Source organism: Pseudomonas sp. BP01, assembly GCF_022760795.1.
Taxonomy (GTDB): Bacteria; Pseudomonadota; Gammaproteobacteria; order Pseudomonadales; family Pseudomonadaceae; genus Aquipseudomonas; species Aquipseudomonas putida_Q.
Window position 1 is genome coordinate 25,652 of record NZ_JAFBKA010000041.1, and the last position, 21,933, is coordinate 47,584.

The following is a 21,933-nucleotide window of genomic DNA, read 5'->3' on the forward strand; positions in this document are numbered from 1 at the left end:
AGCGCACTCCTCAACGGCGGGTGATCAGGCCTTGGCGCGCGATGCGGGTGAGGTGGCCAATGACCTGTGCGGCCTCGTCCGGCGCCGGGGCCTGGATAACGGCCAGGTCAAAACGGTCGTTGCCGTAATCCGCCAGGTGGCAGCCGATATCGGCAAACTGGATCAGAAAGGCTCGCGCCAGGCCCTTGCGCCGGGACAGGCCTTCGAGGTGACGCAAAAGGGTGGGCTGATGCTGGCCGCCGAGCAGAATGCGCGGTGTGCGGGCCGCCTGGCTGACAGGCAAAGGGCTTAAACAGACACTGGTACGTGGGCAACTCATGGAGCTTCTCTCCGCCTCGCGAATCCCGCTGGGCAGCGGTGGGAGGCGTCACCGAACCAGCGCTTTAGCGGTATTTCGGATGGCCCGGAGGTGGGGCCTTCCTGCGCCCCGCAAGTAGCTGTTTAAATCGGCGCAGGCGGTATGCTAGAGCGAGGAGCTACAAGTTGCAAGCTACAAGCCGCAAGCAAAAGCAGGCCGAGTAATGGCCCGCTCTTGCTTGCGGCTTGCAGCTTGCAACTTGTAGCTGATTACCGGGCGATCAGGCGGTCCAGCGAAAAGCGGCCAGCGCCTTCGATCATGACGGCAACCGTGCCGGCCAGCAGCGCCAGGGCGAACTCGTAGCCATTGTTTGACATGAACAGGCCGTTGCCGATGTGCACGGAGAGGATCGCCACCACCAGCGTTACGCTCAGCGCCAGGGCCGCCGGGCGAGCCAGCAAGCCGACCACCAGTGCCAGGCCGCCGAAGAATTCGGCGCTACCGGACAACAGGGCCATCAGGTAGCCCGGGGCCAGGCCGATGCTTTCCATCCACTGGCCGGTACCTTCCAGGCCATAACCGCCGAACAGGCCGAACAGTTTTTGCGCGCCATGCGCCATGAAGATGAGCCCGACCAGGATGCGGATAACGCTGAGACCGGCGCCGGCGCGGGTGGAGAACAGGGCGTTGAGGGTAGTGTTGTTCATGTCGAAGCGTCCTTGAAGCGAAGAAGTTGTGTTGGGATGGGCGCCATCATAATCAATTCGATAGATATGAAAATCGCAAATATCCCAACATAACAATCGATAAAATCGATTTGTCAGCGCTTTGTCATACGCTCCAGCGCAGCCCGCTCGCGGTTGAACGCCAAAAAGTACTTGTTGACACTGTTGACGAAGTTGACCGGCCCCATGCCCACCTGCTCCATGGCGATGCGTTCGGTCTGGAAGAACCACTGGTTGCCGTTGAGGCCGCGCCGCCGGGCTTCGGCACGCATGGCCTGGACCCGCTCGGGGCCGAGGTTGTAGGCCGCCAGCGTGAAGGCCATGCGCTCACGCTCGTTGATCTTGGCGCTGGCAAAGAACTTGCGCCGGATCAGCGCCAGGTAGCGTGCGCTGGCCCGTACATTGCCATCCACCGTGGCGGTGTTGCTTACCCCCACGCGCTGGGCGGCCGAAGGGGTAATCTGCATCAGGCCATGGGCACCGCCCGTACCGCGTGCAGCCGGGTTGAGCGTCGACTCCTTGAACGCCAGCGCGGCCAGGTTGAGCCAGTCGATCTGCTGCGCCTGGCCATGCTTCTGCAGTACTGCCCGCACCGAGGCGAGGCGCTGGCGGTCCTTGCTGGCCAACGGGTTGTGCACCCGGTACTGGCGCCGGTAGATGCGCTCGAACGCGGCATCCTGATTGCCTGGCGCGCGGTAGCCTTGCAGGAAGTGATCGACCGTGGCCAACAATTGCGGCGCGTCACGCCCCACATACCAGCGCATGGCTTGCGGCGCGCCCAGGTGCACCCGGGTGTCCAGGCGAAGGCGCGGCATAACCCGCGCCCAGCGCCGGGCAATTGGCTGCTCGACCACAGTCAGGTGATAGATCCCCGCCTGCACCATCTCCAGCACATCCTCCACCGCCAGCGTCGAGTCGACCCATTCCACCTTGATCGGCGGCCGCTTGCGCAGTGCCAGTTGCTGGTTGGCCTGCTGGATCAGCGGCCCGGCGGCACTCGCACTGGTCAAGGCCACGGTACGCCCGGACAGCTGTTCGACTTTGCTGAAGCTTCGTTCGCCTTTGCGCCCCACCAGGGTCAACGGCACCTGGTCGAGTATCGGCGCAGTGCTGCTGACGCCGCGTACCGTGCCAGGGTCGAGCAGCTCGCCGGGCGCAGCCAGGTCACCCTCGCCGCGGGCCAGAGCGCCCAGCAACTGCTCCTTGGCCCGCGGGATGAGCTTTAGCTGGATCTGCTGGTCGTCTGCAGTGCGGGCATTGAGGTAGTGCTCCAGGGCACGCAGGCGATAATACTCGATGCCGACCGGCTCGCCCTTGACCTCGCCGGAGCTGTTGCGGCTCTGGTTGACCAGCACCCGCAGCACTTTGCTGGTACGAATTTGCTGCAGGTCACGCACCTTGGCGGGCAGTATGTTCTGCTGCGGCCCCGGCACGCGCGCCTGGGCCGGGCCAGTAAGGGTCAGCCCGAGCGTCAGCAGAAAAACAAGCCAGCATCGCAGCATGCGCAAACGTGTCCGTGGTGGTTGGACGGCATCCATGGAATGAACCGCCAAGTGAGAAATGACGGCAAAAGACCACGGCAACAGCATGAAGTTCTTGGTTTTTTTAAAAAACGCGGATTTTGCTATGCTGGCCGCCCCGCGGCACGAGATAGCACCATGCAACTGATCGATATCGGCGTCAACCTGACCAACAGCAGTTTCCACGACCAACAGGCGGCAATCGTCGAGCGCGCCGTTGAGGCCGGGGTGACACAAATGGTGCTGACAGGCACCAGCCTGGCAGTCAGTGAACAGGCGCTGGAGCTGTGCCAGCAGCTGGACGCAAGCGGTCAGCACCTGTTTGCCACTGCGGGCGTGCACCCCCACGACGCCAAGTCCTGGGATGCCGGCAGCGAGCGCCAGCTGCGCCAGCTGTTGAATGAACCACGCGTGCGCGCCGTGGGCGAATGCGGCCTGGATTTCAACCGTGACTTCTCCCCTCGCCCACTCCAGGAACAAGCCCTGGAGGCCCAGTTGGCGCTGGCCGCAGAGCTGCGCCTGCCAGTGTTCCTGCACGAGCGAGACGCCAGCGAGCGCTTGTTGGCGATCCTCAAGCATTACCGCGACCACCTGACCGGCGCGGTGGTGCACTGCTTTACTGGTGAGCGCGAGGCGTTGTTCGCCTACCTGGACATGGACCTGCACATCGGCATAACTGGCTGGATCTGCGACGAACGCCGTGGCACCCACCTGCACCCGCTGGTGGGCAACATTGCCGAAGGGCGGCTGATGCTCGAGAGCGATGCCCCGTACCTGCTGCCACGCAGCCTGCGGCCCAAGCCGAAGAACGGGCGCAACGAGCCGGCGTTTCTGCCGGAAGTGTTGCGCGAAGTGGCGCTGCATCGGGGCGAATCGGCCGAGCACACGGCGGCGCATACCACCGCGACGGCGCGGGCGTTCTTCCAGCTCCCTTGACCCCTGCGGGCTGCCTGTTGATATGGGTCAACATCCTGCTGAGCGGGTGCAGGCACAATGATGGCATCTTGCCAAAATTGTTTCCGCTCAACTCAGAGAAGACCTGCCCATGGGTGCCTGGCTTAGCAATGTTTCCCTGAAGTACAAATTCTGGGCCGTCAACGCAGTGGCCTTTGTCACGACCCTGCTGCTGGTGCTCTACGCCGTGCACCTGGAGCAACGTGCCCGCGCCGAAGCCGCGCAGGCGCAGGCAGCAGCACAAGCTCAGCTGCTGGCTGCCTGGCCTGCAGGGCAAGCGTTGCCGCGCCCGGCCAACGTCATCACTTGGTCGGTCGGGCAAACGCCGGCTTTCGCCGGTGAAACGCTCGATAGCCTGCGCAACGCCCAGGGTTGGGTCGAGCTGCCGAGCGCCTGGGTCCTCGGCGAAAACCCGTTGCGCGGCGCGCAAGTATTGCGCAACGGCGACCAGCAGGTGGCCGTGCTGGCCCAGTCGCCAAGCCTGCGTCAGGTATTTTTCGACCGCTTCAGCAACTACGCGGCATGCGTGCTGATCCTGATGCTGGCCATGCTCGGCGCCTCGCAATTGCTGATCCGCTTTCTGCTCAGCCAGCTCAATACGTTGAAGGATGTGATGCTGCACGTGGAAAAGACCGGCGACCTGGCGGCCCGTGTGCCGCTGGCTTGCGGCGACGAGGTCGGCCAGATGGCCGGTGCCTTCAATGCCATGCAGGCCACCTACCACCGCGTGGTCAGCACCGTCGCCCACACTGCTGCACAACTGGACTCGGGCGCCGCACGCCTGGCCGCCAGCATGAGCAACGTACGCCACGGCATGCTCGGCCAGCAGAGCGAGACTGACCAGGCCGCCACCGCCATCAACGAAATGTCGGCGACGGTGCACCACATTGCCCAGCATGCCGGTGCCACCCGTGACCTGTCACAAACCGCCGACACCTTGGCCGGCAGCGGCAAAGAGGTGGTCAGCCGGGTGCAGGATTCGATTTCCGGGCTTTCCAGCGGTGTGCAGCATACCGCCGAAATGATTCGCCAACTGGCCGAAGACAGCCAGAAGATCAACGGCGTGGTCGGTGTGATCCACAGCATCGCCGAGCAGACCAACCTGCTGGCGCTCAACGCCGCCATCGAAGCGGCGCGCGCCGGTGACCTGGGCCGCGGCTTTGCCGTGGTGGCCGATGAGGTGCGCAACCTGGCCAAGCGCGTGCAAACCTCTACCGACGAAATCACCAGCATGGTCTCTGCGCTGCAATCGGGCACCCGCGATGCTGTGGAATTCATGCAGGAAAGCTCGTACAAAGCCGACGACTGTGTCCGCCAGGCCCAGGAGGCCGGCGAAGCGCTGGCCGAAATTACCAGCGCAGTGGCGCAGATGCGCGAGAGCAATACCCAGATTGCCGTGGCGGCCGAGCAGCAAAGCCAGGTGGCCGAGGAAATGAACCGCGCCGTGGTGAGCATCCGCGATGTTACCGAACAGACCGTGCAGCAGACGGTGGGTTCGGCAACAACCAGTAGCGAACTGGCGACCCTGGCCGGCGAATTGAACAGAGTCATTGGTCAGCTCAAGCTATAGTCGTCATAGCCAGCCTCGATTGGCCCCCACCCAGGGGCCGCACTAAGCTTTGAGCATGATCGAGAGGAAATGCTCATGAGCAAACGCCTGCCCAACCTGCCCGCCTGGCAATGGCGCGGCTACCACAATAACCACCGCCATCCGGCCAATCTGGTGCTGCACCTGATTGCCGTGCCGCTGTTCATCCTCGGCGCGCTGCTGATTCTGTCCGGGTTGTTCGGCCTGGACCTGGGCCAGATTGCCGTTGGCGTGATCGCCCTGATTGCCGGCCTTGGCTTGCAGCGCCATGGTCATCGCCTGGAGGCCGAACAACCTGAGCCGTTCGCCAATCGACAGGATGCCGTGCAGCGTTTGCTGACTGAGCAGTTCATCACCTTTCCGCGCTTTGTGCTGAGCGGGGCCTGGTGGAAGGCCTGGCGGGAGCGGCACAAACACCGCCATTGATCTAATAATGATCCGCGATCTCTTGTAGGAGCGGCCTCGTGTCGCGAAAGGGCTGCACAGCAGCCCCTGTGTCGCAGCTTCGCAGCAGAGATTGCCGGGGCCGCTTTGCGGCCCTATCGCGACACAAGGCCGCTCCTACAGGGAATTGAGGTGGCTGAGGGTTAGGCAAACACGGTGACGGTCTGTCGGCTCAGGGCCAGCAGTTCGCCTTCAGCCGTCCACAACGCCGCAGCAGCATGCCCATAACCATCCCGCGCATGCTCGGTCTCCACGCAGTAGCGGCACCAGTCCAGGGTCGACAGCTTCGCCGCGGGCTGGATGAACTCGATGGTCCAGGTCAGGGTGCTGCCCGCTGCGGGCTGCTTGAGAAACGGCATCAGGCTAGGTGGCCAGGCATCGACCAGCGCCAGCAAGTGCGACTCATTGACCTGCTCTTCAGCCACATCCCGCAAGCGCACCCAGCCGCCCATCCTGCGCGACTGATTGCCACTGAACGGCAACCCCCCCACCGCCCAGCGCAAGGCCACGTGCCGCATGAACTCCGGGGTAACGCCTTTGATATACGGTAACTCGGGAGCAGCCTCGTCGACTGCTGGCATTTCCATCGCCGGTGACGCGGGCACGTCGACCACCGAAGGCCGGCCTGCCCCGAAATTGCCCTGCACCAGGGTCACCACCTGGCCACCCTGGACGGCGCGGCCCAGCAAGGTGCTGACCGCCTTGCCTTCACGCAGTACCTCCACCTCGAAACGGATTGGTACATCTGCAGCCGCAGGCGCGACGAAGCTGATGGCCAGCGAGCGCACAGGGCGGCTGTCGGAGAGTTTCAGGCGCATGGCCTCATAAACCATGGCTGCCATCAGCCCGCCAAAGGCAGCGCGGCCCTGGGCCCAGCTAGGCGGAATGCTGACGGCATCCGGGTTGGCCCGCACGGCGTCAAGCAGTTGGTTGAAGTTCATTGGCTGGCTCCTGCCCGCAGCGAAAAGGTCTGCCCATCGTAGCCAGCAAACCCTGGGCGATCAGCCCGCATATCGGTCAATTTTCGGGCTAGCGGTGCGCCAGCGCCTTCAGCAGGGCATCCAGCGTCACATCCGACCTGCGTTCGGCTTCGTGCAGCTCCTGCTCCCAGGCGACCTTGCACGGGGCCAGGTCAGCATGGTCGCGTGCCTGCAGCAACCACTGCAGGCGGTCATGCCAGCCGCCCAGGTCGGCCTGTGCCTTTTTCAGCAGGCGCTGCAGTTTCTTCCCGGCATGGTTGAGTTGCGGGTAGGCTTCGTCGCCATAGCGCGCACGCTTGATCAGCAAGCGCAAGCGGTGGCGGTCGTGAGCAGGGTCCTGCAAGGCTTCGTGCAACTTGCGCCACTGTTTGACCAGGCGTTTGTCGATGCGCCTGCCCAACGACCTGACCAAACCCTCGCGGCCTGCCGCCCGAAGGAACAACGGAAACGCGTCAACAATTGCCAGCACCCGGGTCAACTGCGGGCTGGCAGCGACGCTGGCAAAGGTCCGGCCACGCCCTTCCAGGCGCCGCTGCCCGGCCGCGGTATGGCCGCGACCGATCAGCTCGGCTGCCAGCACCTCGCGGTCACGCAGCGGCGTGGTCAGGGTACCCAACGCGCGGGCGGCATCCTCCAACTGCTCCACACCCGGCAGCCCGCGCAGGGGCCTCAGCAGGCTGCGCAGGCGCCGCAGGCTGATGCGCAGGTCGTGCAAGGCCTCGCTGTCGGTATTGGCGGCCAGGCGTTCGCGGCAAGCCAGCAGGCGCACCTGCACGGCCAGTATCTGGGCAACGACATGGTCTAGCATGGCAGACATACAACGCTCCTTGGTCAGCGCCCAGCGCGCGACTCACGAATGTAGAAGCGCGCCTTTTCGGCTTTACGCGTACAGCTTTCGTAGCCTTCGAACTGCTGCTGGGTCTTGGCCCCGGTCAACAGCGACAAAGCCTTGGAGTAACTCACAGCACCGGCAAAGCCTTCGGCCTTGGCCAGGTCCAATTCCTTCCAGGCGGCATCCAGCTGGGTCGCGCAGCTGTCACGGTAGGCCGTCTTGCCCGCGCAGCCAGCAAGGGCCAAGGCAATCAGTGGAAGGCAGATCCAGGCTTTCATCAGTAATACCTCAATGGAAAAAATAGTGGCTGTTCGACGCCCCGGCAGCTGAAAAGTGCCCTGTCCGGCCGGCTGTGCCTGGCCAGTTTTATTACAGTAGCTCAGCGCGATCTACATTGAAGCACAGCCTGTGATGGGTGCATTGTAGGACCATGGTTGCACTGGACGGGGAATATTCATGAGCAAACGCGTGGCACTGGTACTGGGCTCGGGCGGAGCCCGGGGTTATGCACACATCGGTGTGATCGAGGAAATCGAGCGGCGCGGCTACGACATTGCCTGCATTGCCGGCTGCTCAATGGGCGCAGTGGTTGGCGGCATCTATGCTGCCGGCAAGCTGAGCGACTATCGCAACTGGATCGAGAGCCTCGACTATCTGGATGTACTGCGCCTGGTCGACGTCAGCTTTCGCCTCGGCGCCATTCGTGGCGACAAGGTGTTCGGGCAAATCCGCAAGATCGTCGGCGAGATCAACATCGAGCAATTGCGCATCCCCTATACAGCGGTTGCGACCGACCTCACCAACCAACAGGAAATCTGGTTCCAGGAAGGCTGCCTGCACCAGGCCATGCGCGCTTCGGCGGCCATCCCCAGTTTGTTCACCCCCGTGATGCAGGGCAACCGTATGCTGGTCGACGGGGGTATCCTGAACCCGCTGCCGATTGTGCCTGTGGTGTCCAGCCACTGCGACCTGATCATCGCGGTCAACCTCAACGCCACCAACCAGAAACAGTACCAGTTGCCGGTGATCGAGCGCCCTGCGGCGTTCAAGATGCGTTTTGACTCCTTGCTGAGTTCGTTAGGCTCTCGCTTGCCGTTCCGGCGCAAGCCGGCGGAAGAGCTGATGCGCATCGAACAGGAAATAGTCGCCGAAGGCCTGGCACCGCCAAACCCGTGGCTGGCAGATACCGCCGACCCGGAAGGCCAGCAACCGGCAGCCGCCCCGGAGCGCGAGGGCGCGCCAAAGTCGGCGACCGGCTCGTTCATCATCGACAACGTGGGGCCTGCTTCGCTGCTGGATTTGATCAACCAGAGCTTCGAGGTCATGCAGACTTCGCTGGCGCAATACAAGATCGCCGGCTATCCACCGGATGTGCTGATCAACGTGCCCAAGCGGGTGTGCCGGTTCTTCGAGTTCTACAAGGCGCCCGAGCTGATTGCGCTGGGACGGGAAATTGCGCGGGATACGCTGGATAACTATGAAGGGGTGAAACGCTAGCACAACGACCGCGTTTGCCTTGCAGTAAACAGAAACGAAACAGGCCGCACGAGGCGGCCTGTTTGTTCATACAGCGAACAGCTTAGTAACGGGTGATATCCGCATTGGCTTCCAGCTGCTTGCGGTAGGCCGCGAAGTCCTGCTGGCCAGCACGCGATGCGAGGTAGCGGCGGATCTGCTGCTTCTCTTCTTCGGTGGCGGTAGCGCCTTCGTTGACGCCCTTGAGCTGCAGCACCACCAGGCTACCGTCACGCAGCACTACGCTGCCATACACCGGCTTGTCCTTGGCTTGCGGCTTGCCCAAGCGGAACAGCGCCTGCAGTTCGGCCGGATCAATACCGTCCTCGCCACGGGTAACCGCTTCATAGGCCTTCCAACCTTGCCCTTCGTGCACGCTAGCTGGTGCGATGGAGCCATCACGCAGGCCGGCGATAAGCTTGTCCGCCTTGGCCTTGAGCTCGGCAGTCGCCTTCTCTTTGGCCAGGTGTTCGCGGATGTTCTTGGCCACCGCTTCCAGCGGCAGTTGCTCCGGCTTGCGGTGCTCCTTGACGCGCAATACCACGGTGGTCTCCGGGTCGAGCTCGATGGCGGTGCTGTTGGCAGCCTCCTCCAGTACTTCTTCGGAGAACGCAGCCTGCACCACCGAACGGTTGGCAGTAATGCCTTCACCACCCTCGCGCCCGAAGGCTGCGGAGGTCTGCACCTTGAGGTTCAGGTCCTGGGCCGGCTGGGCCAGGTCGGAAGCCTCGTAGGCAGCATCCTGCAGCTGCTTGCTGGCATCGACGTAACGCTGCTCGACCAGCGGGGTTTTCAGGTCGCGGGTCAGCTTGTCCTTCAAGCTGGCGAAGCTCGGCACTTCAGGCGCCTGCACACCCAGCAACTTGATCAGGTGGTAGCCAAACTCGGTGCGCACTGGCGTCGAGACCTGGCCGTCCTGCAGCTTGTACAGCGCATCCTCAAACGCCGGGTCGTACACGCCCGGACCGGCAAAGCCGAGGTCACCACCGCTGTTGGCCGAACCCGGGTCCTGGGAGAACTCCTTGGCCAGCGCGGCAAAGTCTTCACCCTTGGCCAGGCGCTGCTCGATCTCTTCGGCACGGGCCTTGGCCTGGGCGTCGGTGACCTTGTCGTTGACCTCGATGAGGATGTGCGCGGCATGGCGCTGCTCGGCGAGGTTGGCGATTTCCTTCTCGTACTGGGCCTTGAGCTCTTCGTCGGTCACTTTGACCTGGTCGAAGAACACCGACTTCTTCAGCTCGATGTAGTCGATCACCACCTGGTCAGGCGACATGAACTCCTTGGCGTGCTGCTCGTAATGCGCCTTGACCTCTTCGTCGCTGACCTTGACCGCGGCCGGGTCGGCCTTGAAGGTCAGGGAGGCGAAGTCGCGGGTCTGCTTCTCCAGGCGAGCGAAGGCATCGACCTGCTGGTCGGTGACAAAGCTGCTGCCGGCCAGGCCGGTGCGCAACTGGCCGATGAGCATTTCCTCGGCGAGCATCTCGCGGAACTGCATGCGGCCGTAGCCCATCTGGCGGATGACCTGGTCGAAACGGTCAGCACTGAACTTGCCGTCCACCTGGAACTCCGGCGTTTGCAGGATCACCTGATCCAGCGCGGCTTCGGAGAAGGCAAACTTGGCATCTTCGGCGCCTTGCAGCAGCAACTTGCGGCTGATCAGGCCCTTGAGCGCCTCTTCACGCAGCAATTTGTCTTCCAGTAGCGCCGGATCGAAATCCTTGCCCAACTGTTGCATCAACTGACGGCGCTGCATGTCGGCCGCCTGGCCTAGCTCGTTCTGGCTGATGGTCTGGCCGTTCACCTTGGCGGCGTCCTGGCTATGGGTGGCGGCCTGGAAAATGGCTTCGAAACCGGTCAACGCCATCAAGACGACGATAAGCCCGATGATGGTCTTGGCAATCCAACCTTGTGAATTGTCCCTGATATTTTGCAGCATGCGTCCCCCAGAAACGGCTGTACCACTGCGTCGACAACCGCGGAGCGTGGGTAGAATCCTGATAAAAGAAAGGCGCATCCGAGGATGCGCCTTTTCTTAGCAAACGTGTCAGGCGGGAACGTTTGCGCCCCGCCTTCAGCGTGCTCGGACCCGGCGAGGCCGGGGCCGGCTGAAAGACGACTTAGTTGACGGCGTCTTTCAGGCCTTTGCCAGCCTTGAAACCTGGAACCTTGGCGGCTTCAATCTTGATCGCCTTACCGGTTTGAGGGTTACGGCCAGTACGCTCGGCGCGGTCCTTGACCGAGAAGGTACCGAAGCCGACCAGAACGACGTCGTCGCCTGCTTTCAGGGCACCGGTTACGGAGTCGATCACAGCGTCCAGAGCCTTACCTGCGGTAGCTTTGGAAATGTCAGCCGATGTAGCGATAGCGTCAATCAGTTCCGACTTGTTCACTCTAAGTCCCCTTATTTCTCTATTGAGTTTGTTTCTAAGTATGTAATGAAAAGCTTATGAAACGTGCGCTGGGTGGCCTGATGACAATAGCGTGCCGCTTTATAGCAAGGGCCCGAAAAAACTGTCAAGGAAAGCCCCCCAGCCAAAAACTACTAATGCGTGCTGATTCTTTCCTTAGCATCGCCGTCGCGCTTTTCATCTTTCGCGACAATCTCAGGAGCCACATCTGGCAAGGGCTCCGGGGCGTATTGCAGCGCAATTTGCAGGACTTCGTCAATCCATTTGACCGGTTTGATCTGAAGATCCTGTTTGATATTTTCCGGAATCTCCTTCAGATCGCGAACATTCTCCTCTGGAATGATCACGGTCTTGATGCCGCCACGGTGTGCCGCCAGCAGTTTTTCCTTCAACCCGCCAATGGCCAGTACCTGGCCACGCAGGGTGATTTCGCCGGTCATGGCCACGTCGGCACGTACCGGAATCTGCGTCAGCGCCGACACCAGTGCAGTACACATGCCGACACCCGCGCTTGGGCCGTCCTTCGGCGTGGCGCCTTCCGGCATGTGGATGTGCACGTCGCGCTTCTCGTGGAAGTCGGCGGCAATCCCCAGGCTACGGGCGCGGCTGCGCACCACGGTCTGTGCAGCGGTGATCGATTCGACCATTACATCGCCCAGCGAACCGGTCTTGATCAGCTGGCCCTTGCCGGGGATGACCACCGCTTCGATGGTGAGCAGTTCGCCACCCACCTGGGTCCAGGCGAGGCCTGTGACCTGACCGATCTGGTCCTGCTGCTCGGCCAGGCCGTACCGGAACTTGCGTACACCCAGCAGGTGCTCCAGCTGCTCGCTGGCCACCTTGACCTTGACCAGCTTCTGCCCGGTATGTTCCTTGACCACCTTGCGGCAGACCTTGGCAATTTGCCGCTCCAGGCCACGCACACCGGCTTCGCGGGTGTAGTAGCGGATGATGTCGCGGATCGCCGAAACGTCGACCTCCAGCTCGTCCTTCTTCAGGCCGTTGGCCTTGACCTGCTTGGGCACCAGGTACTTGACCGCGATGTTGATCTTCTCGTCCTCGGTGTAGCCCGGCAGGCGGATGACTTCCATCCGGTCGAGCAGCGCCGGCGGGATATTCATCGAGTTCGAGGTGCACAGGAACATCACGTCCGAGAGGTCGTAGTCGACTTCCAGGTAGTGGTCGTTGAAGTTGTGGTTCTGCTCCGGGTCGAGCACTTCCAGCAGTGCCGATGCCGGGTCGCCACGCATGTCGCTGCCCATCTTGTCGATTTCGTCGAGCAGGAACAGCGGGTTGCGCACCCCCACCTTGGTCATCTTCTGGATCAGACGGCCAGGCATGGAGCCGATATAGGTACGGCGGTGACCACGGATCTCGGCCTCGTCACGCACGCCCCCCAGGGCCATGCGCACGAATTTGCGGTTGGTGGCAGCAGCGATCGACTCGGCCAGCGAGGTCTTGCCCACGCCGGGCGGCCCGACCAGGCAGAGTACCGGGCCGCGGATTTTCTTGACGCGCTTCTGCACGGCAAGGTACTCGAGGATGCGTTCCTTGACCTCTTCCAGGCCATAGTGGTCGGCATCGAGAATTTCCTCGGCCTTTGTCAGGTCCAGGCGCACCTTGCTCTGGGCTTTCCAAGGCACCTGCACGAGCCAGTCGAGGTACGAACGCACCACGGTGGCCTCGGCCGACATCGGCGACATCTGCTTGAGCTTGTTCAGCTCTGCCTGGGCCTTGGTCAGGGCATCCTTGGGCAAGCCAGCGGCTTCGATGCGCTTTTTCAGCTCTTCGACTTCGTTGTGGCCTTCGTCGCCATCGCCGAGCTCTTTCTGAATGGCCTTCATTTGCTCATTCAGGTAGTACTCGCGCTGGCTGCGCTCCATCTGCTTCTTGACCCGGCCGCGAATGCGCTTTTCAACCTGCAGCAGGTCGATTTCAGCATCCAGCAGCGCCAGTACGTGCTCGACACGCGTGGTCAAGTCGACAATTTCGAGAATTTCCTGCTTCTGCTCGATCTTCAGGGCCATGTGGGCGGCCATGGTGTCGACCAGACGACCTGGCTCTTCGATGCTGTTCAGCGAAGACAGCACTTCGGCAGGGACCTTCTTGCCCAGCTGCACATACTGCTCGAATTGCGACAGCAACGTGCGTACGAACACTTCCGACTCGCGCTCTGCGGCGTCGGTTTCGTCGATCAGGGAGACTTCGGCACGGATGTGCCCTTCTACGTCGGTGAAACGTTCTACGGCGCCGCGCTGCTCGCCCTCGACCAGCACCTTGACGGTGCCATCAGGCAGTTTCAGCAGTTGCAGTACGGTGGCAACGGTGCCAACACGGTACAGGGCGTCCTCGCCCGGGTCGTCGTCGGCCGGGTTTTTCTGGGCAAGCAGCAGGATCTGCTTTTCGCCCGTCATCGCTGCCTCGAGGGCTTCGATGGACTTTTCGCGCCCCACGAACAGCGGGATAACCATGTGCGGGTAAACAACGACATCGCGCAATGGCAAAAGAGGCAAGTCGAGGGTGGTCTTCATGATTTCGCCTCTACAGCGGCCTTATGGCCGGAAACCGGTGGAAATGATGCTTGGACCTAATGTGGGGGCACGCCTGGGAAATTACAAGCGTTAGCGCAGGAAAAGCAGAAAGGGGCCCGTAGGCCCCCTTCTTGCTTGCAACCACTACCGGCCATTGCCTGAATCAGGCGTCTGGCGCGGCCTTGGCTTGTGGCTCGCTGTTCTCGTAGATCATCAGCGGTTGCGAGGTGCCTTCGATGACGCTCTCGTCGATCACCACCTTGCTGACATCCTTCTTCGAAGGGATCTCGTACATGGTGTCGAGCAGCACGCCTTCGAGGATCGAACGCAGGCCACGGGCGCCAGTCTTGCGCTCCAAGGCCTTGCGTGCAACGGCCTTGAGCGCATCGCTGCGGAACTCGAGGTCGACGCTTTCCATCTCGAACAGCTTGGCATACTGCTTGGTCAGGGCGTTCTTCGGCTCGGTGAGAATCTGCATCAACGCAGCCTCGTCCAGCTCGTCGAGGGTAGCCAGCACCGGCAGACGGCCGACGAACTCCGGAATCAGGCCAAACTTGACCAGATCGTCCGGTTCGACCTCACGCAGGGACTCGCCAACCTTCTTGCCCTCTTCCTTGCTGCGCACTTCTGCGCCAAAACCGATGCCACCCTTGGTGGAACGGCCCTGGATGACTTTTTCCAGGCCCGAGAACGCGCCACCGCAAATGAACAGGATGTTGCGGGTATCGACCTGCAGGAATTCCTGTTGCGGGTGTTTACGCCCACCTTGCGGCGGCACCGAGGCCACAGTGCCCTCGATCAGTTTCAGCAATGCCTGCTGCACGCCCTCGCCCGAGACGTCACGGGTGATGGACGGGTTGTCCGACTTGCGCGAAATCTTGTCGATCTCGTCGATGTAGACAATGCCCATCTGGGCCTTTTCCACGTCGTAGTCGCACTTCTGCAACAGCTTCTGAATGATGTTCTCGACGTCCTCACCTACATAACCGGCCTCGGTCAGGGTGGTGGCGTCAGCAATGGTGAACGGTACGTTCAACAGGCGTGCCAGGGTTTCGGCGAGCAGGGTCTTGCCCGAGCCGGTCGGCCCGATGAGCAGGATGTTGCTCTTGCCCAGTTCGACTTCGTCGCCCTTCTTGTCACGCTGGTTCAGGCGCTTGTAGTGGTTGTACACCGCTACGGCGAGCACCTTCTTCGCGCGTTCCTGACCAATTACATACTGGTCAAGAATGCCGCTGATTTCTTTCGGCGAAGGCAATTTGTGCGCGCTGCTCTCGGCCTGGGCTTCCTGCACCTCCTCACGGATGATGTCATTGCACAGGTCGACGCACTCGTCGCAGATAAATACCGAGGGCCCGGCAATCAATTTGCGCACTTCGTGCTGGCTTTTGCCGCAGAAGGAGCAATAGAGCAATTTGCCGCTGTCCTCGCCGTTACGGGTGTCAGTCATTCGATCGATCCAATCCGGTAGGCTTGCAACACAAGATGAAGGCAATTGCGGGCTTTTTCAAGTCCGCAGGTAGGCGGTTTGCGCGCCTACCTGCTCTGGCACCCCGGTTCAGGAGGCCAGTTGCCGCTTGTCGTAGACCGAGTCGATCAGGCCGTACTCGGCCGCGCGCGAGGCGCTCATGAAGTTGTCACGCTCAGTATCACGCTGAATGGTCTCGAGGTCCTGGCCGGTGTGGTAGGCCAGCAGCTCGTTGAGACGCGCCTTGATGCTGAGGATTTCCTGGGCGTGGATCTGGATGTCGGTCGCCTGGCCCTGGAAACCGCCCAGCGGCTGGTGAATCATCACCCGCGAGTTAGGCAGGCAGTGACGCTTGCCCTTGGCACCGGCGGTCAACAGGAAGGCACCCATGCTGCAGGCCTGGCCGATGCAGATGGTCGAGACATCCGGCTTGATGAACTGCATGGTGTCGTAGATCGACATGCCAGCAGTCACCGAGCCGCCTGGGGAGTTGATGTAAAGATGGATATCCTTGTCCGGGTTTTCCGCCTCCAGGAACAGCATCTGCGCCACTACCAGGTTGGCCATGTAGTCTTCTACAGGACCTACCAGGAAGATCACTCGCTCCTTCAACAGGCGCGAGTAGATGTCGTAGGCGCGTTCGCCACGGGCGGACTGCTCGATAACCATCGGGACCAGGCCGCCTGCGGCCTGGATGTCAGAGCTCTGCTGAATATAAGAATTGCGGGACATGTCCTGCGCTCACTCCCAAATAGTCATGGCTTGAATACGCACAAGCCAGCTCGAAGGCTGGCTTGTGGGGGTTTCCTACGAGAGAAGCCCGTTACTCAGCAGCGGCAGGCGCCTCAACTGGTTTAACGGCTTCTTCGTACGAGACCGACTTGTCGGTCACAGTCGCTTTCTGCAGGACAGTATCTACAACTTGCTCTTCCAGCACAACCGAACGGACTTCGTTCATTTGCTGGTCGTTCTTGTAGTACCAGGCGATGACCTGCTCAGGCTCCTGGTAAGCCGAAGCCATTTCTTCGATCATCTCGCGAACCTTGGCGTCATCCGGCTTCAGTTCGAACTGCTTGACCACTTCGGCCACGATCAGGCCCAGCACTACGCGGCGCTTGGCTTGCTCTTCGAACAGCTCGACCGGCAGCTGCTCAGGCTTGATGTTGCCACCGAACTGCTGAACGGCCTGCACGCGCAGACGGTTGACTTCGTTTTCCAGCAAAGCCTTTGGCACTTCGATCGGGTTGGCAGCCAGCAGACCGTCCATGACCTGGTTTTTCACCTTGGTCTTGATCGCCTGGCGCAGTTCACGCTCCATGTTCTTGCGAACTTCGGTGCGGAAGCCTTCAAGGGTCGACTCCTTGATACCGAACTGGGCGAAGAACTCTTCGTTCAGTTCTGGCAGCACAGGGGCGGCAACGCTGTTGACGGTGATGGTGAACTCGGCAGCCTTGCCAGCCAGGTCCAGGTTCTGATAGTCCTCTGGGAAGGTCACGTTGACAACGCGCTCTTCGCCAGCCTTGGCGCCAACCAGGCCTTCTTCGAAGCCCGGGATCATGCGGCCGGAGCCCAGCACCAGCGGGGTGCCCTTGGCCGAACCACCGGCGAACACTTCACCGTCAACCTTGCCGACGAAGTCGATGTTGACCTGGTCATCGTTCTGCGCGGCGCGCTCGACAGCCTCGAAACGGGTGTTCTGCTTGCGCAGCACTTCCAGCATTTTGTCCAGGTCGGCGTCAGCCACTTCGGCGCTCAGGCGCTCGACGTTGATCGACTCGAGGCCGGCAACGGTGAACTCCGGGAACACTTCGAAGATGGCAACGAACTCCAGGTCCTTGCCCTTTTCGAAGGACTTCGGCTCTACAGCAGGGGCGCCAGCCGGGTTCAGCTTCTGCTCGACGATGGCTTCGTAGAAGGAAGCTTGGACCAGGTCACCGAAAGCCTCTTGACGGGCGTCAGCTTCGAAACGCTGACGGATCACGTTCATCGGCACTTTACCAGGACGGAAGCCCGCAATCTTGGCGCGCTTGGCAGTCTGCTGCAGACGCTTGTTGACTTCGTTCTCGACGCGCTCGGCCGGAACGGCGATGGTCATGCGGCGCTCGAGAGCGGAAGTGTTTTCAACAGAAACTTGCATGGATATTCCTCGTTGCACAGACGTTAGCCGGCGTTAGCCCGACTCCAGAATCAAGGGCAAGCATTCTAGTGAGTCGCGCAGCAGAAGTCACCCCACTCGGGACGACGGGAAACCACGCCGGTCGATTAACTTTCAAGGCCCGTACGGCATACCGCCAGGCCTGCTTCCAATAGGGGCTGCACGACGCCGGTAGCGCCCTGCAGCCGAAATACCTTGTCAAACAACTGCCAGTGGCGAATTCGCTTCCTTTATTCAGGTTCGATTTCGTTGAACTGGCAATATTCTTCCCACTCCATCCCCAGCGCCTCGGCCACCTCGCGGTGCGTCTCCAGGCGCATGGCCTGCAGCTGCTCCGGGCTCTCGGCAATCAATTGCAGCGCCAGCTCCCAGGGCTGTATGCCCTGCTCCTCGGCCGCATCCTCGAACGCCCACTCGATCTGTTGCGCCTGCTCGCGCGCATCCAGCTCGCGGATCTCTTCGAGCAACTGCGGGTTGGCCTCGGCAAAGCGCTGTAGCGCCAGGGCCTGACGGGATTCTTTTGCAATCATTGGGCTGTTCCTCTGCCGGCCAAACAGGCCGGTGTTTCAACCGGCTGAAATCTAACAGCTTTTATTGGGATGCCACTAGAGGATTGCAAGGGGTCGGATGTGAATTGGCCGTGAGGGCGTGCACCACGACATTTTCAGCGCCTGTGAGGCCGGGCGCCGCCCGCGCGGCGCTTCGCAGCACAAGGCTGCTCCTACATTTGTTTCGGGCCAATTATTTCTGTGAGATTTGCGCGCGAACACCTTGGCGTCTGACGCGATATCGCACCGTACAAACGAGGCGGTCGCGTGCGTCTGCCACAGGATTGACTGGCCCGAAACAAATGTAGGAGCAGCCTTGTGCTGCGAAGCGCCGCGCGGGCGGCGCTCGGTCTCACTGGCGCCGAAACACCCAAGCCATACACACCACAACCACTCAAAACCCAAAACAAAAAGGCGCCCGATCTCACGATCAAGGCGCCCTTTCTGGAATATGGGGTGGACGATGGGAATCGAACCCACGACAACTGGAATCACAATCCAGCGCTCTACCAACTGAGCTACGCCCACCATATTGCGGTCTTGCGATGTTGCGGTACAGCTTTACAGAAGCATGGTGCGGACGAAGAGACTCGAACTCTTACAGCTTGCGCCGCTGGAACCTAAATCCAGTGTGTCTACCAATTTCACCACGTCCGCGTAACGCTTAAAACAAAGGCGCCAGAAGCTATCGAGGCGCCTTTGAAGAATATGGGGTGGACGATGGGAATCGAACCCACGACAACTGGAATCACAATCCAGCGCTCTACCAACTGAGCTACGCCCACCATATTGCATTACTGCTTTACTTGCTTGCCCAAGCTGCCTAATGGCGCACCCGGCAGGACTCGAACCTGCGACCATCCGCTTAGAAGGCGGATGCTCTATCCAGCTGAGCTACGGGCGCTTAAGCTTGAAGCCTAACCGAACAAATGATTAACAGGTAACTGTTAAACCACTCATTCTGCCCGACTTAGCCAACCAGTGCTAGGCTGTGCCCGACAAGTGCGGCGAATCTTATAGGCGACCCCGAAAGTCGTCAACACCTTTTTCAAAAAAATTTAAATTATTTAAGGGGTTAGGGGATTTGCCCGACCACCCGCCTTTGCCCTTGGCGCGTGTCGTGCGAGAATACGCGCTCTTTATTGTTTCCTTCTCGATGGTTAATCACGCGTCTATGACTGCACACCTAATCGATGGCAAGGCGATCGCCGCCAGCCTGCGCAAGCAGATCGCTCAACGTGTCGTGGAGCGTCGCCAGCAAGGCCTGCGTACGCCGGGCCTGGCAGTGATCCTGGTCGGCACCGACCCCGCCTCGCAAGTCTATGTCTCGCACAAGCGCAAGGACTGCGAAGAGGTCGGTTTCATTTCGCAGGCATTCGACCTGCCCAGCGACACCTCGCAGCAGGCCCTGACCGAGCTGATCGATCGCCTCAATGATGACCCGGCCGTAGACGGCATCCTGCTGCAACTGCCGCTGCCGGAGCACCTGGACGCCTCGCTGCTGCTCGAGCGCATTCGCCCGGACAAGGACGTGGACGGCTTCCACCCTTACAACGTAGGCCGCCTGGCCCAACGCATCCCGCTGCTGCGCCCCTGCACACCGAAAGGCATCATGACCCTGCTGCAAAGCACGGGTCAGGACCTGTACGGCATGGATGCGGTGATCGTCGGCGCCTCCAACATCGTGGGCCGCCCGATGGCCATGGAGCTGCTGCTGGCCGGCTGCACCGTGACCGTCTGCCACCGCTTCACCAAGGACCTGGCCGGCCATGTCGGGCGTGCCGACCTGGTGGTTGTAGCTGCCGGCAAGCCGGGCCTGGTCAAGGGTGAATGGGTCAAGGAAGGCGCCATCGTCATCGACGTGGGCATTAACCGCCAGGAAGACGGCAAGCTGGTGGGCGACGTGGTCTACGAGACCGCCCTGCCGCGCGCGGGCTGGATCACCCCTGTGCCGGGTGGCGTCGGGCCGATGACCCGGGCGTGCCTGCTGGAAAACACGCTGTATGCCGCTGAAGAGCTGCATAAGTAATAGCGCGTGATGCGAAAACGGCACCTCTGGGAGGTGCCTTTTTTTTTGCCTGCGATTAATCCATTGGCCTTGCCGGCCTCTTCGCGGGCTTGCCCGCTCCCACAGGAACTGCGCAACCCTTGAGAGCGGTGCGGTGCCTGTGGGAGCGGGCAAGCCCGCGAAGAAGCCAACGCGGTGCTCAGCTGATCACTTGCGCGCCGCCTCCCACGACTTCAGCAGCTCGTTGTAGCTGACTGTCTCGCCCTTGGGCTTTTCGTTGGCCAGCTTGGGTTTCGGTGCGCCTGGCTGGTCGAACCAGTACTGGGCGTCTTTCTCAGGGTTCATCTTGGGTGCACAGGTCGCCTGGGCATTGGAGCGCTGCAACCGTTCCATCATGCGGTCCTGGTCGCGGGCCAGGCCATCCAGGGCTTGCTGCGGGGTCTTCTCGCCACTGGCCACTTCCGCGATATGGCTCCACCACAGCTGCGCCAGCCGCGGGTAATCCGGCACGTTGGTGCCGGTCGGCGTCCACTGCACCCGCGCCGGGCTGCGGTAGAACTCCACCAGCCCGCCCAGCTTGGGTGCCAGCTCGGTCATGGCCTGGGAGTTGATGTCCGACTCACGAATCGGCGTCAGGCCGACGATGGTCTTTTTCAGCGACACGGTCTTGGAGGTGACGAACTGGGCATACAGCCACGCCGCCAGGCGTTGCTTCTCGGGGGTGGACTTGAAGAACGTCCACGAGCCGGTGTCCTGGTAGCCCAGTTTCATCCCCTCCTCCCAATACGGCCCCTTCGGCGAAGGCGCCATGCGCCACTTCGGCGTGCCGTCGGCATTTACCACCGGCAAGCCTGGCTTGGTCATGTCGGCGGTAAACGCGGTGTACCAGAATATCTGCTGGGCAATGTTGCCCTGCGCCGGTACCGGGCCGGCTTCGGAGAAGGTCATGCCCTGGGCCTCTTTGGGCGCGTAGGCACGCATCCAGTCCACGTACTTCTGCGTGGCATACACGGCGGCCGGCCCGTTGGTGTCGCCGCCGCGGGTCACGCTGGACCCCACCGGATGACAGTCCTCCACGCGAATGCCCCATTCATCCACCGGCAGGCCGTTAGGCAAACCTTTGTCGCCACCGCCAGCCATCGAAAACCAGGCGTCCGTGAAGCGCCAGCCCAGAGAGGGGTCTTTCTTGCCGTAGTCCATGTGCCCATAGACACGCTTGCCGTCGATTTCCTTGACGTCTTCGGTGAAGAACTTGGCAATGTCCTCATACGCCGACCAGTTTACAGGCACACCCAATTCATAGCCGTACTTCTCCTTGAACCTGGCCTTCAGCTCAGGCCGCTCGAACCAGTCGGCGCGGAACCAGTACAGGTTGGCGAACTGCTGGTCGGGCAGCTGGTAGACCTTGCCATCCGGCGCGGTGGTGAAGGAAATACCGATGAAATCCTTCAGGTCGAGGGTCGGTGAGGTGTAGGCCTTGCCCTCGTTGGCCATCAGGTCGGTAATCGATTCCACCTTGCCATAGCGAAAGTGCGTACCGATCAAATCGGAGTCGTTGACCCAACCGTCGTAGATGTTCTTGTCCGACTGCATCTGCGTCTGCAGTTTCTCCACCACATCGCCTTCCTGCAGCAGGTCGTGGGTCAGCTGGATGCCGGTGATCTCGCTGAAGGCTTTGGCCAGCACCTTGGATTCATACTCGTGGGTGGTGATGGTTTCCGACACCACATTGATCTTCATGCCCCGGAATGGCTCGGCGGCCTTGATGAACCACTGCAATTCAGCCATTTGCTGTTCCGGGGTAAGGGTCGACGGCTTGAACTCGCTGCCGATCCATTTTTTTGCTGCATCTTCGTACTGGTCGGCCCAGGCAGTGCCGTGCAGGCTGGCCAGTACCAGCAGCGCGGCAAAGGTCAAATGTCGCCTGTTGTGCTTGTTATCGAACATTGTGATCTCCCGTTT

Annotated in this window: 19 protein-coding genes and 4 tRNA genes; 5 read left to right on the forward strand and 18 right to left on the reverse strand. The window is 61.3% G+C overall.

Features of this window, described 5'->3' with window-relative positions:
• Window positions 1–10 precede the first annotated feature (10 nt).
• The 3 genes from JOY50_RS25845 to JOY50_RS25855 all read right to left on the reverse strand — a co-directional run bounded on the left by JOY50_RS25845 (window position 11) and on the right by JOY50_RS25855 (window position 2,525).
• On the reverse strand, window positions 11–319 hold the full coding sequence (locus tag JOY50_RS25845; protein WP_132846017.1) for a hypothetical protein: 309 nt from the start codon (window positions 317–319) through the stop codon (window positions 11–13).
• Window positions 320–567: 248 nt separating this feature from the next.
• Window positions 568–1,005 (reverse strand): DoxX family protein, encoded by a 438-nt coding sequence (locus JOY50_RS25850; protein WP_132846015.1) that lies wholly within the window; start codon window positions 1,003–1,005, stop codon window positions 568–570.
• 113 nt (window positions 1,006–1,118) lie between these two features.
• Complete coding sequence (locus JOY50_RS25855) at window positions 1,119–2,525, reverse strand: transglycosylase SLT domain-containing protein (RefSeq protein ID WP_132846012.1); 1,407 nt, start codon at window positions 2,523–2,525, stop codon at window positions 1,119–1,121.
• A 156-nt stretch (window positions 2,526–2,681) separates the two neighbouring features.
• On the opposite strand from JOY50_RS25855, the gene JOY50_RS25860 reads away from it, so the two are divergent.
• The 3 genes from JOY50_RS25860 to JOY50_RS25870 all read left to right on the forward strand — a co-directional run bounded on the left by JOY50_RS25860 (window position 2,682) and on the right by JOY50_RS25870 (window position 5,511).
• Window positions 2,682–3,479 carry a TatD family hydrolase gene (locus JOY50_RS25860; RefSeq protein WP_132846009.1) on the forward strand — a complete coding sequence of 266 codons (798 nt, stop codon included), beginning with the start codon at window positions 2,682–2,684 and terminating at the stop codon, window positions 3,477–3,479.
• Window positions 3,480–3,588: 109 nt separating this feature from the next.
• Window positions 3,589–5,067, forward strand: coding sequence for a methyl-accepting chemotaxis protein (locus JOY50_RS25865; protein WP_132846007.1), 1,479 nt, complete (start codon window positions 3,589–3,591; stop codon window positions 5,065–5,067).
• 75 nt (window positions 5,068–5,142) lie between these two features.
• Window positions 5,143–5,511, forward strand: a complete 369-nt coding sequence (locus JOY50_RS25870; protein WP_016500553.1) for an Mpo1-like protein — start codon at window positions 5,143–5,145, stop codon at window positions 5,509–5,511.
• Between the two features lie 161 nt (window positions 5,512–5,672).
• On the opposite strand, the gene JOY50_RS25875 is transcribed toward JOY50_RS25870, so the two are convergent.
• From JOY50_RS25875 to JOY50_RS25885, 3 genes are all read right to left on the reverse strand, one after another.
• Window positions 5,673–6,470 carry an acyl-CoA thioesterase II gene (locus JOY50_RS25875; RefSeq protein WP_243056058.1) on the reverse strand — a complete coding sequence of 266 codons (798 nt, stop codon included), beginning with the start codon at window positions 6,468–6,470 and terminating at the stop codon, window positions 5,673–5,675.
• A gap of 88 nt (window positions 6,471–6,558) precedes the next feature.
• Window positions 6,559–7,326: a CHAD domain-containing protein gene (locus tag JOY50_RS25880; RefSeq protein ID WP_132846002.1), complete on the reverse strand. Its 768-nt coding sequence runs from the start codon at window positions 7,324–7,326 to the stop codon at window positions 6,559–6,561.
• 14 nt (window positions 7,327–7,340) lie between these two features.
• Window positions 7,341–7,619: a lipoprotein gene (locus tag JOY50_RS25885; protein WP_003250254.1), complete on the reverse strand. Its 279-nt coding sequence runs from the start codon at window positions 7,617–7,619 to the stop codon at window positions 7,341–7,343.
• A gap of 178 nt (window positions 7,620–7,797) precedes the next feature.
• Between JOY50_RS25885 and JOY50_RS25890 the strand changes: the two genes are divergently transcribed.
• Window positions 7,798–8,838 carry a patatin-like phospholipase family protein gene (locus tag JOY50_RS25890; protein ID WP_019470720.1) on the forward strand — a complete coding sequence of 347 codons (1,041 nt, stop codon included), beginning with the start codon at window positions 7,798–7,800 and terminating at the stop codon, window positions 8,836–8,838.
• An 82-nt stretch (window positions 8,839–8,920) separates the two neighbouring features.
• Here the strand turns inward: JOY50_RS25890 and JOY50_RS25895 are convergent, their stop codons facing one another.
• From JOY50_RS25895 to JOY50_RS25945, 11 genes are all read right to left on the reverse strand, one after another.
• Window positions 8,921–10,792 (reverse strand): SurA N-terminal domain-containing protein, encoded by a 1,872-nt coding sequence (locus JOY50_RS25895; protein ID WP_132846000.1) that lies wholly within the window; start codon window positions 10,790–10,792, stop codon window positions 8,921–8,923.
• 181 nt (window positions 10,793–10,973) lie between these two features.
• Window positions 10,974–11,246 (reverse strand): HU family DNA-binding protein, encoded by a 273-nt coding sequence (locus JOY50_RS25900; RefSeq protein ID WP_019470722.1) that lies wholly within the window; start codon window positions 11,244–11,246, stop codon window positions 10,974–10,976.
• Window positions 11,247–11,398: 152 nt separating this feature from the next.
• Window positions 11,399–13,795: an endopeptidase La gene (lon, locus tag JOY50_RS25905; RefSeq protein ID WP_019470723.1), complete on the reverse strand. Its 2,397-nt coding sequence runs from the start codon at window positions 13,793–13,795 to the stop codon at window positions 11,399–11,401.
• Window positions 13,796–13,958: 163 nt separating this feature from the next.
• Window positions 13,959–15,242, reverse strand: coding sequence for an ATP-dependent Clp protease ATP-binding subunit ClpX (gene clpX / locus JOY50_RS25910; RefSeq protein WP_016485885.1), 1,284 nt, complete (start codon window positions 15,240–15,242; stop codon window positions 13,959–13,961).
• A gap of 108 nt (window positions 15,243–15,350) precedes the next feature.
• On the reverse strand, window positions 15,351–15,992 hold the full coding sequence (gene clpP, locus JOY50_RS25915) for an ATP-dependent Clp endopeptidase proteolytic subunit ClpP (RefSeq protein ID WP_012271562.1): 642 nt from the start codon (window positions 15,990–15,992) through the stop codon (window positions 15,351–15,353).
• 91 nt (window positions 15,993–16,083) lie between these two features.
• Entirely contained in the window at window positions 16,084–17,397 is a 1,314-nt protein-coding gene (gene tig / locus JOY50_RS25920; RefSeq protein WP_019470724.1) for a trigger factor, read from the reverse strand.
• A 248-nt stretch (window positions 17,398–17,645) separates the two neighbouring features.
• Window positions 17,646–17,945 (reverse strand): DUF6388 family protein, encoded by a 300-nt coding sequence (locus JOY50_RS25925; RefSeq protein ID WP_019470725.1) that lies wholly within the window; start codon window positions 17,943–17,945, stop codon window positions 17,646–17,648.
• Window positions 17,946–18,415: 470 nt separating this feature from the next.
• Window positions 18,416–18,491, reverse strand: a tRNA-His gene (locus JOY50_RS25930).
• 44 nt (window positions 18,492–18,535) lie between these two features.
• Window positions 18,536–18,620, reverse strand: a tRNA-Leu gene (locus tag JOY50_RS25935).
• A gap of 52 nt (window positions 18,621–18,672) precedes the next feature.
• Window positions 18,673–18,748, reverse strand: a tRNA-His gene (locus tag JOY50_RS25940).
• Between the two features lie 42 nt (window positions 18,749–18,790).
• A tRNA-Arg gene (locus tag JOY50_RS25945) sits at window positions 18,791–18,867 on the reverse strand.
• Between the two features lie 270 nt (window positions 18,868–19,137).
• On the opposite strand from JOY50_RS25945, the gene folD reads away from it, so the two are divergent.
• A complete protein-coding gene (gene folD, locus JOY50_RS25950) occupies window positions 19,138–19,992 on the forward strand; it encodes a bifunctional methylenetetrahydrofolate dehydrogenase/methenyltetrahydrofolate cyclohydrolase FolD (protein WP_138736887.1) in 855 nt (284 codons plus the stop codon).
• 186 nt (window positions 19,993–20,178) lie between these two features.
• Here the strand turns inward: folD and JOY50_RS25955 are convergent, their stop codons facing one another.
• Window positions 20,179–21,918 (reverse strand): ABC transporter substrate-binding protein, encoded by a 1,740-nt coding sequence (locus tag JOY50_RS25955; RefSeq protein ID WP_019470728.1) that lies wholly within the window; start codon window positions 21,916–21,918, stop codon window positions 20,179–20,181.
• Window positions 21,919–21,933: the final 15 nt, after the last annotated feature.

Bases quoted from the DNA above. Each gene is read 5' to 3' on its own strand.
- clpP (WP_012271562.1), bottom strand. From the start codon at position 15,992: ATGTCCCGCAATTCTTATATTCAGCAGAGCTCTGACATCCAGGCCGCA.
- JOY50_RS25890 (WP_019470720.1), top strand. From the start codon at position 7,798: ATGAGCAAACGCGTGGCACTGGTACTGGGCTCGGGCGGAGCCCGGGGT.
- JOY50_RS25870 (WP_016500553.1), top strand. From the start codon at position 5,143: ATGAGCAAACGCCTGCCCAACCTGCCCGCCTGGCAATGGCGCGGCTAC.
- JOY50_RS25865 (WP_132846007.1), top strand. From the start codon at position 3,589: ATGGGTGCCTGGCTTAGCAATGTTTCCCTGAAGTACAAATTCTGGGCC.
- JOY50_RS25860 (WP_132846009.1), top strand. From the start codon at position 2,682: ATGCAACTGATCGATATCGGCGTCAACCTGACCAACAGCAGTTTCCAC.
- JOY50_RS25955 (WP_019470728.1), bottom strand. From the start codon at position 21,918: ATGTTCGATAACAAGCACAACAGGCGACATTTGACCTTTGCCGCGCTG.
- JOY50_RS25850 (WP_132846015.1), bottom strand. From the start codon at position 1,005: ATGAACAACACTACCCTCAACGCCCTGTTCTCCACCCGCGCCGGCGCC.
- JOY50_RS25845 (WP_132846017.1), bottom strand. From the start codon at position 319: ATGAGTTGCCCACGTACCAGTGTCTGTTTAAGCCCTTTGCCTGTCAGC.
- JOY50_RS25875 (WP_243056058.1), bottom strand. From the start codon at position 6,470: ATGAACTTCAACCAACTGCTTGACGCCGTGCGGGCCAACCCGGATGCC.
- clpX (WP_016485885.1), bottom strand. From the start codon at position 15,242: ATGACTGACACCCGTAACGGCGAGGACAGCGGCAAATTGCTCTATTGC.
- folD (WP_138736887.1), top strand. From the start codon at position 19,138: ATGACTGCACACCTAATCGATGGCAAGGCGATCGCCGCCAGCCTGCGC.
- tig (WP_019470724.1), bottom strand. From the start codon at position 17,397: ATGCAAGTTTCTGTTGAAAACACTTCCGCTCTCGAGCGCCGCATGACC.
- JOY50_RS25895 (WP_132846000.1), bottom strand. From the start codon at position 10,792: ATGCTGCAAAATATCAGGGACAATTCACAAGGTTGGATTGCCAAGACC.
- JOY50_RS25925 (WP_019470725.1), bottom strand. From the start codon at position 17,945: ATGATTGCAAAAGAATCCCGTCAGGCCCTGGCGCTACAGCGCTTTGCC.
- JOY50_RS25880 (WP_132846002.1), bottom strand. From the start codon at position 7,326: ATGTCTGCCATGCTAGACCATGTCGTTGCCCAGATACTGGCCGTGCAG.
- JOY50_RS25885 (WP_003250254.1), bottom strand. From the start codon at position 7,619: ATGAAAGCCTGGATCTGCCTTCCACTGATTGCCTTGGCCCTTGCTGGC.
- JOY50_RS25855 (WP_132846012.1), bottom strand. From the start codon at position 2,525: ATGCTGCGATGCTGGCTTGTTTTTCTGCTGACGCTCGGGCTGACCCTT.
- lon (WP_019470723.1), bottom strand. From the start codon at position 13,795: ATGAAGACCACCCTCGACTTGCCTCTTTTGCCATTGCGCGATGTCGTT.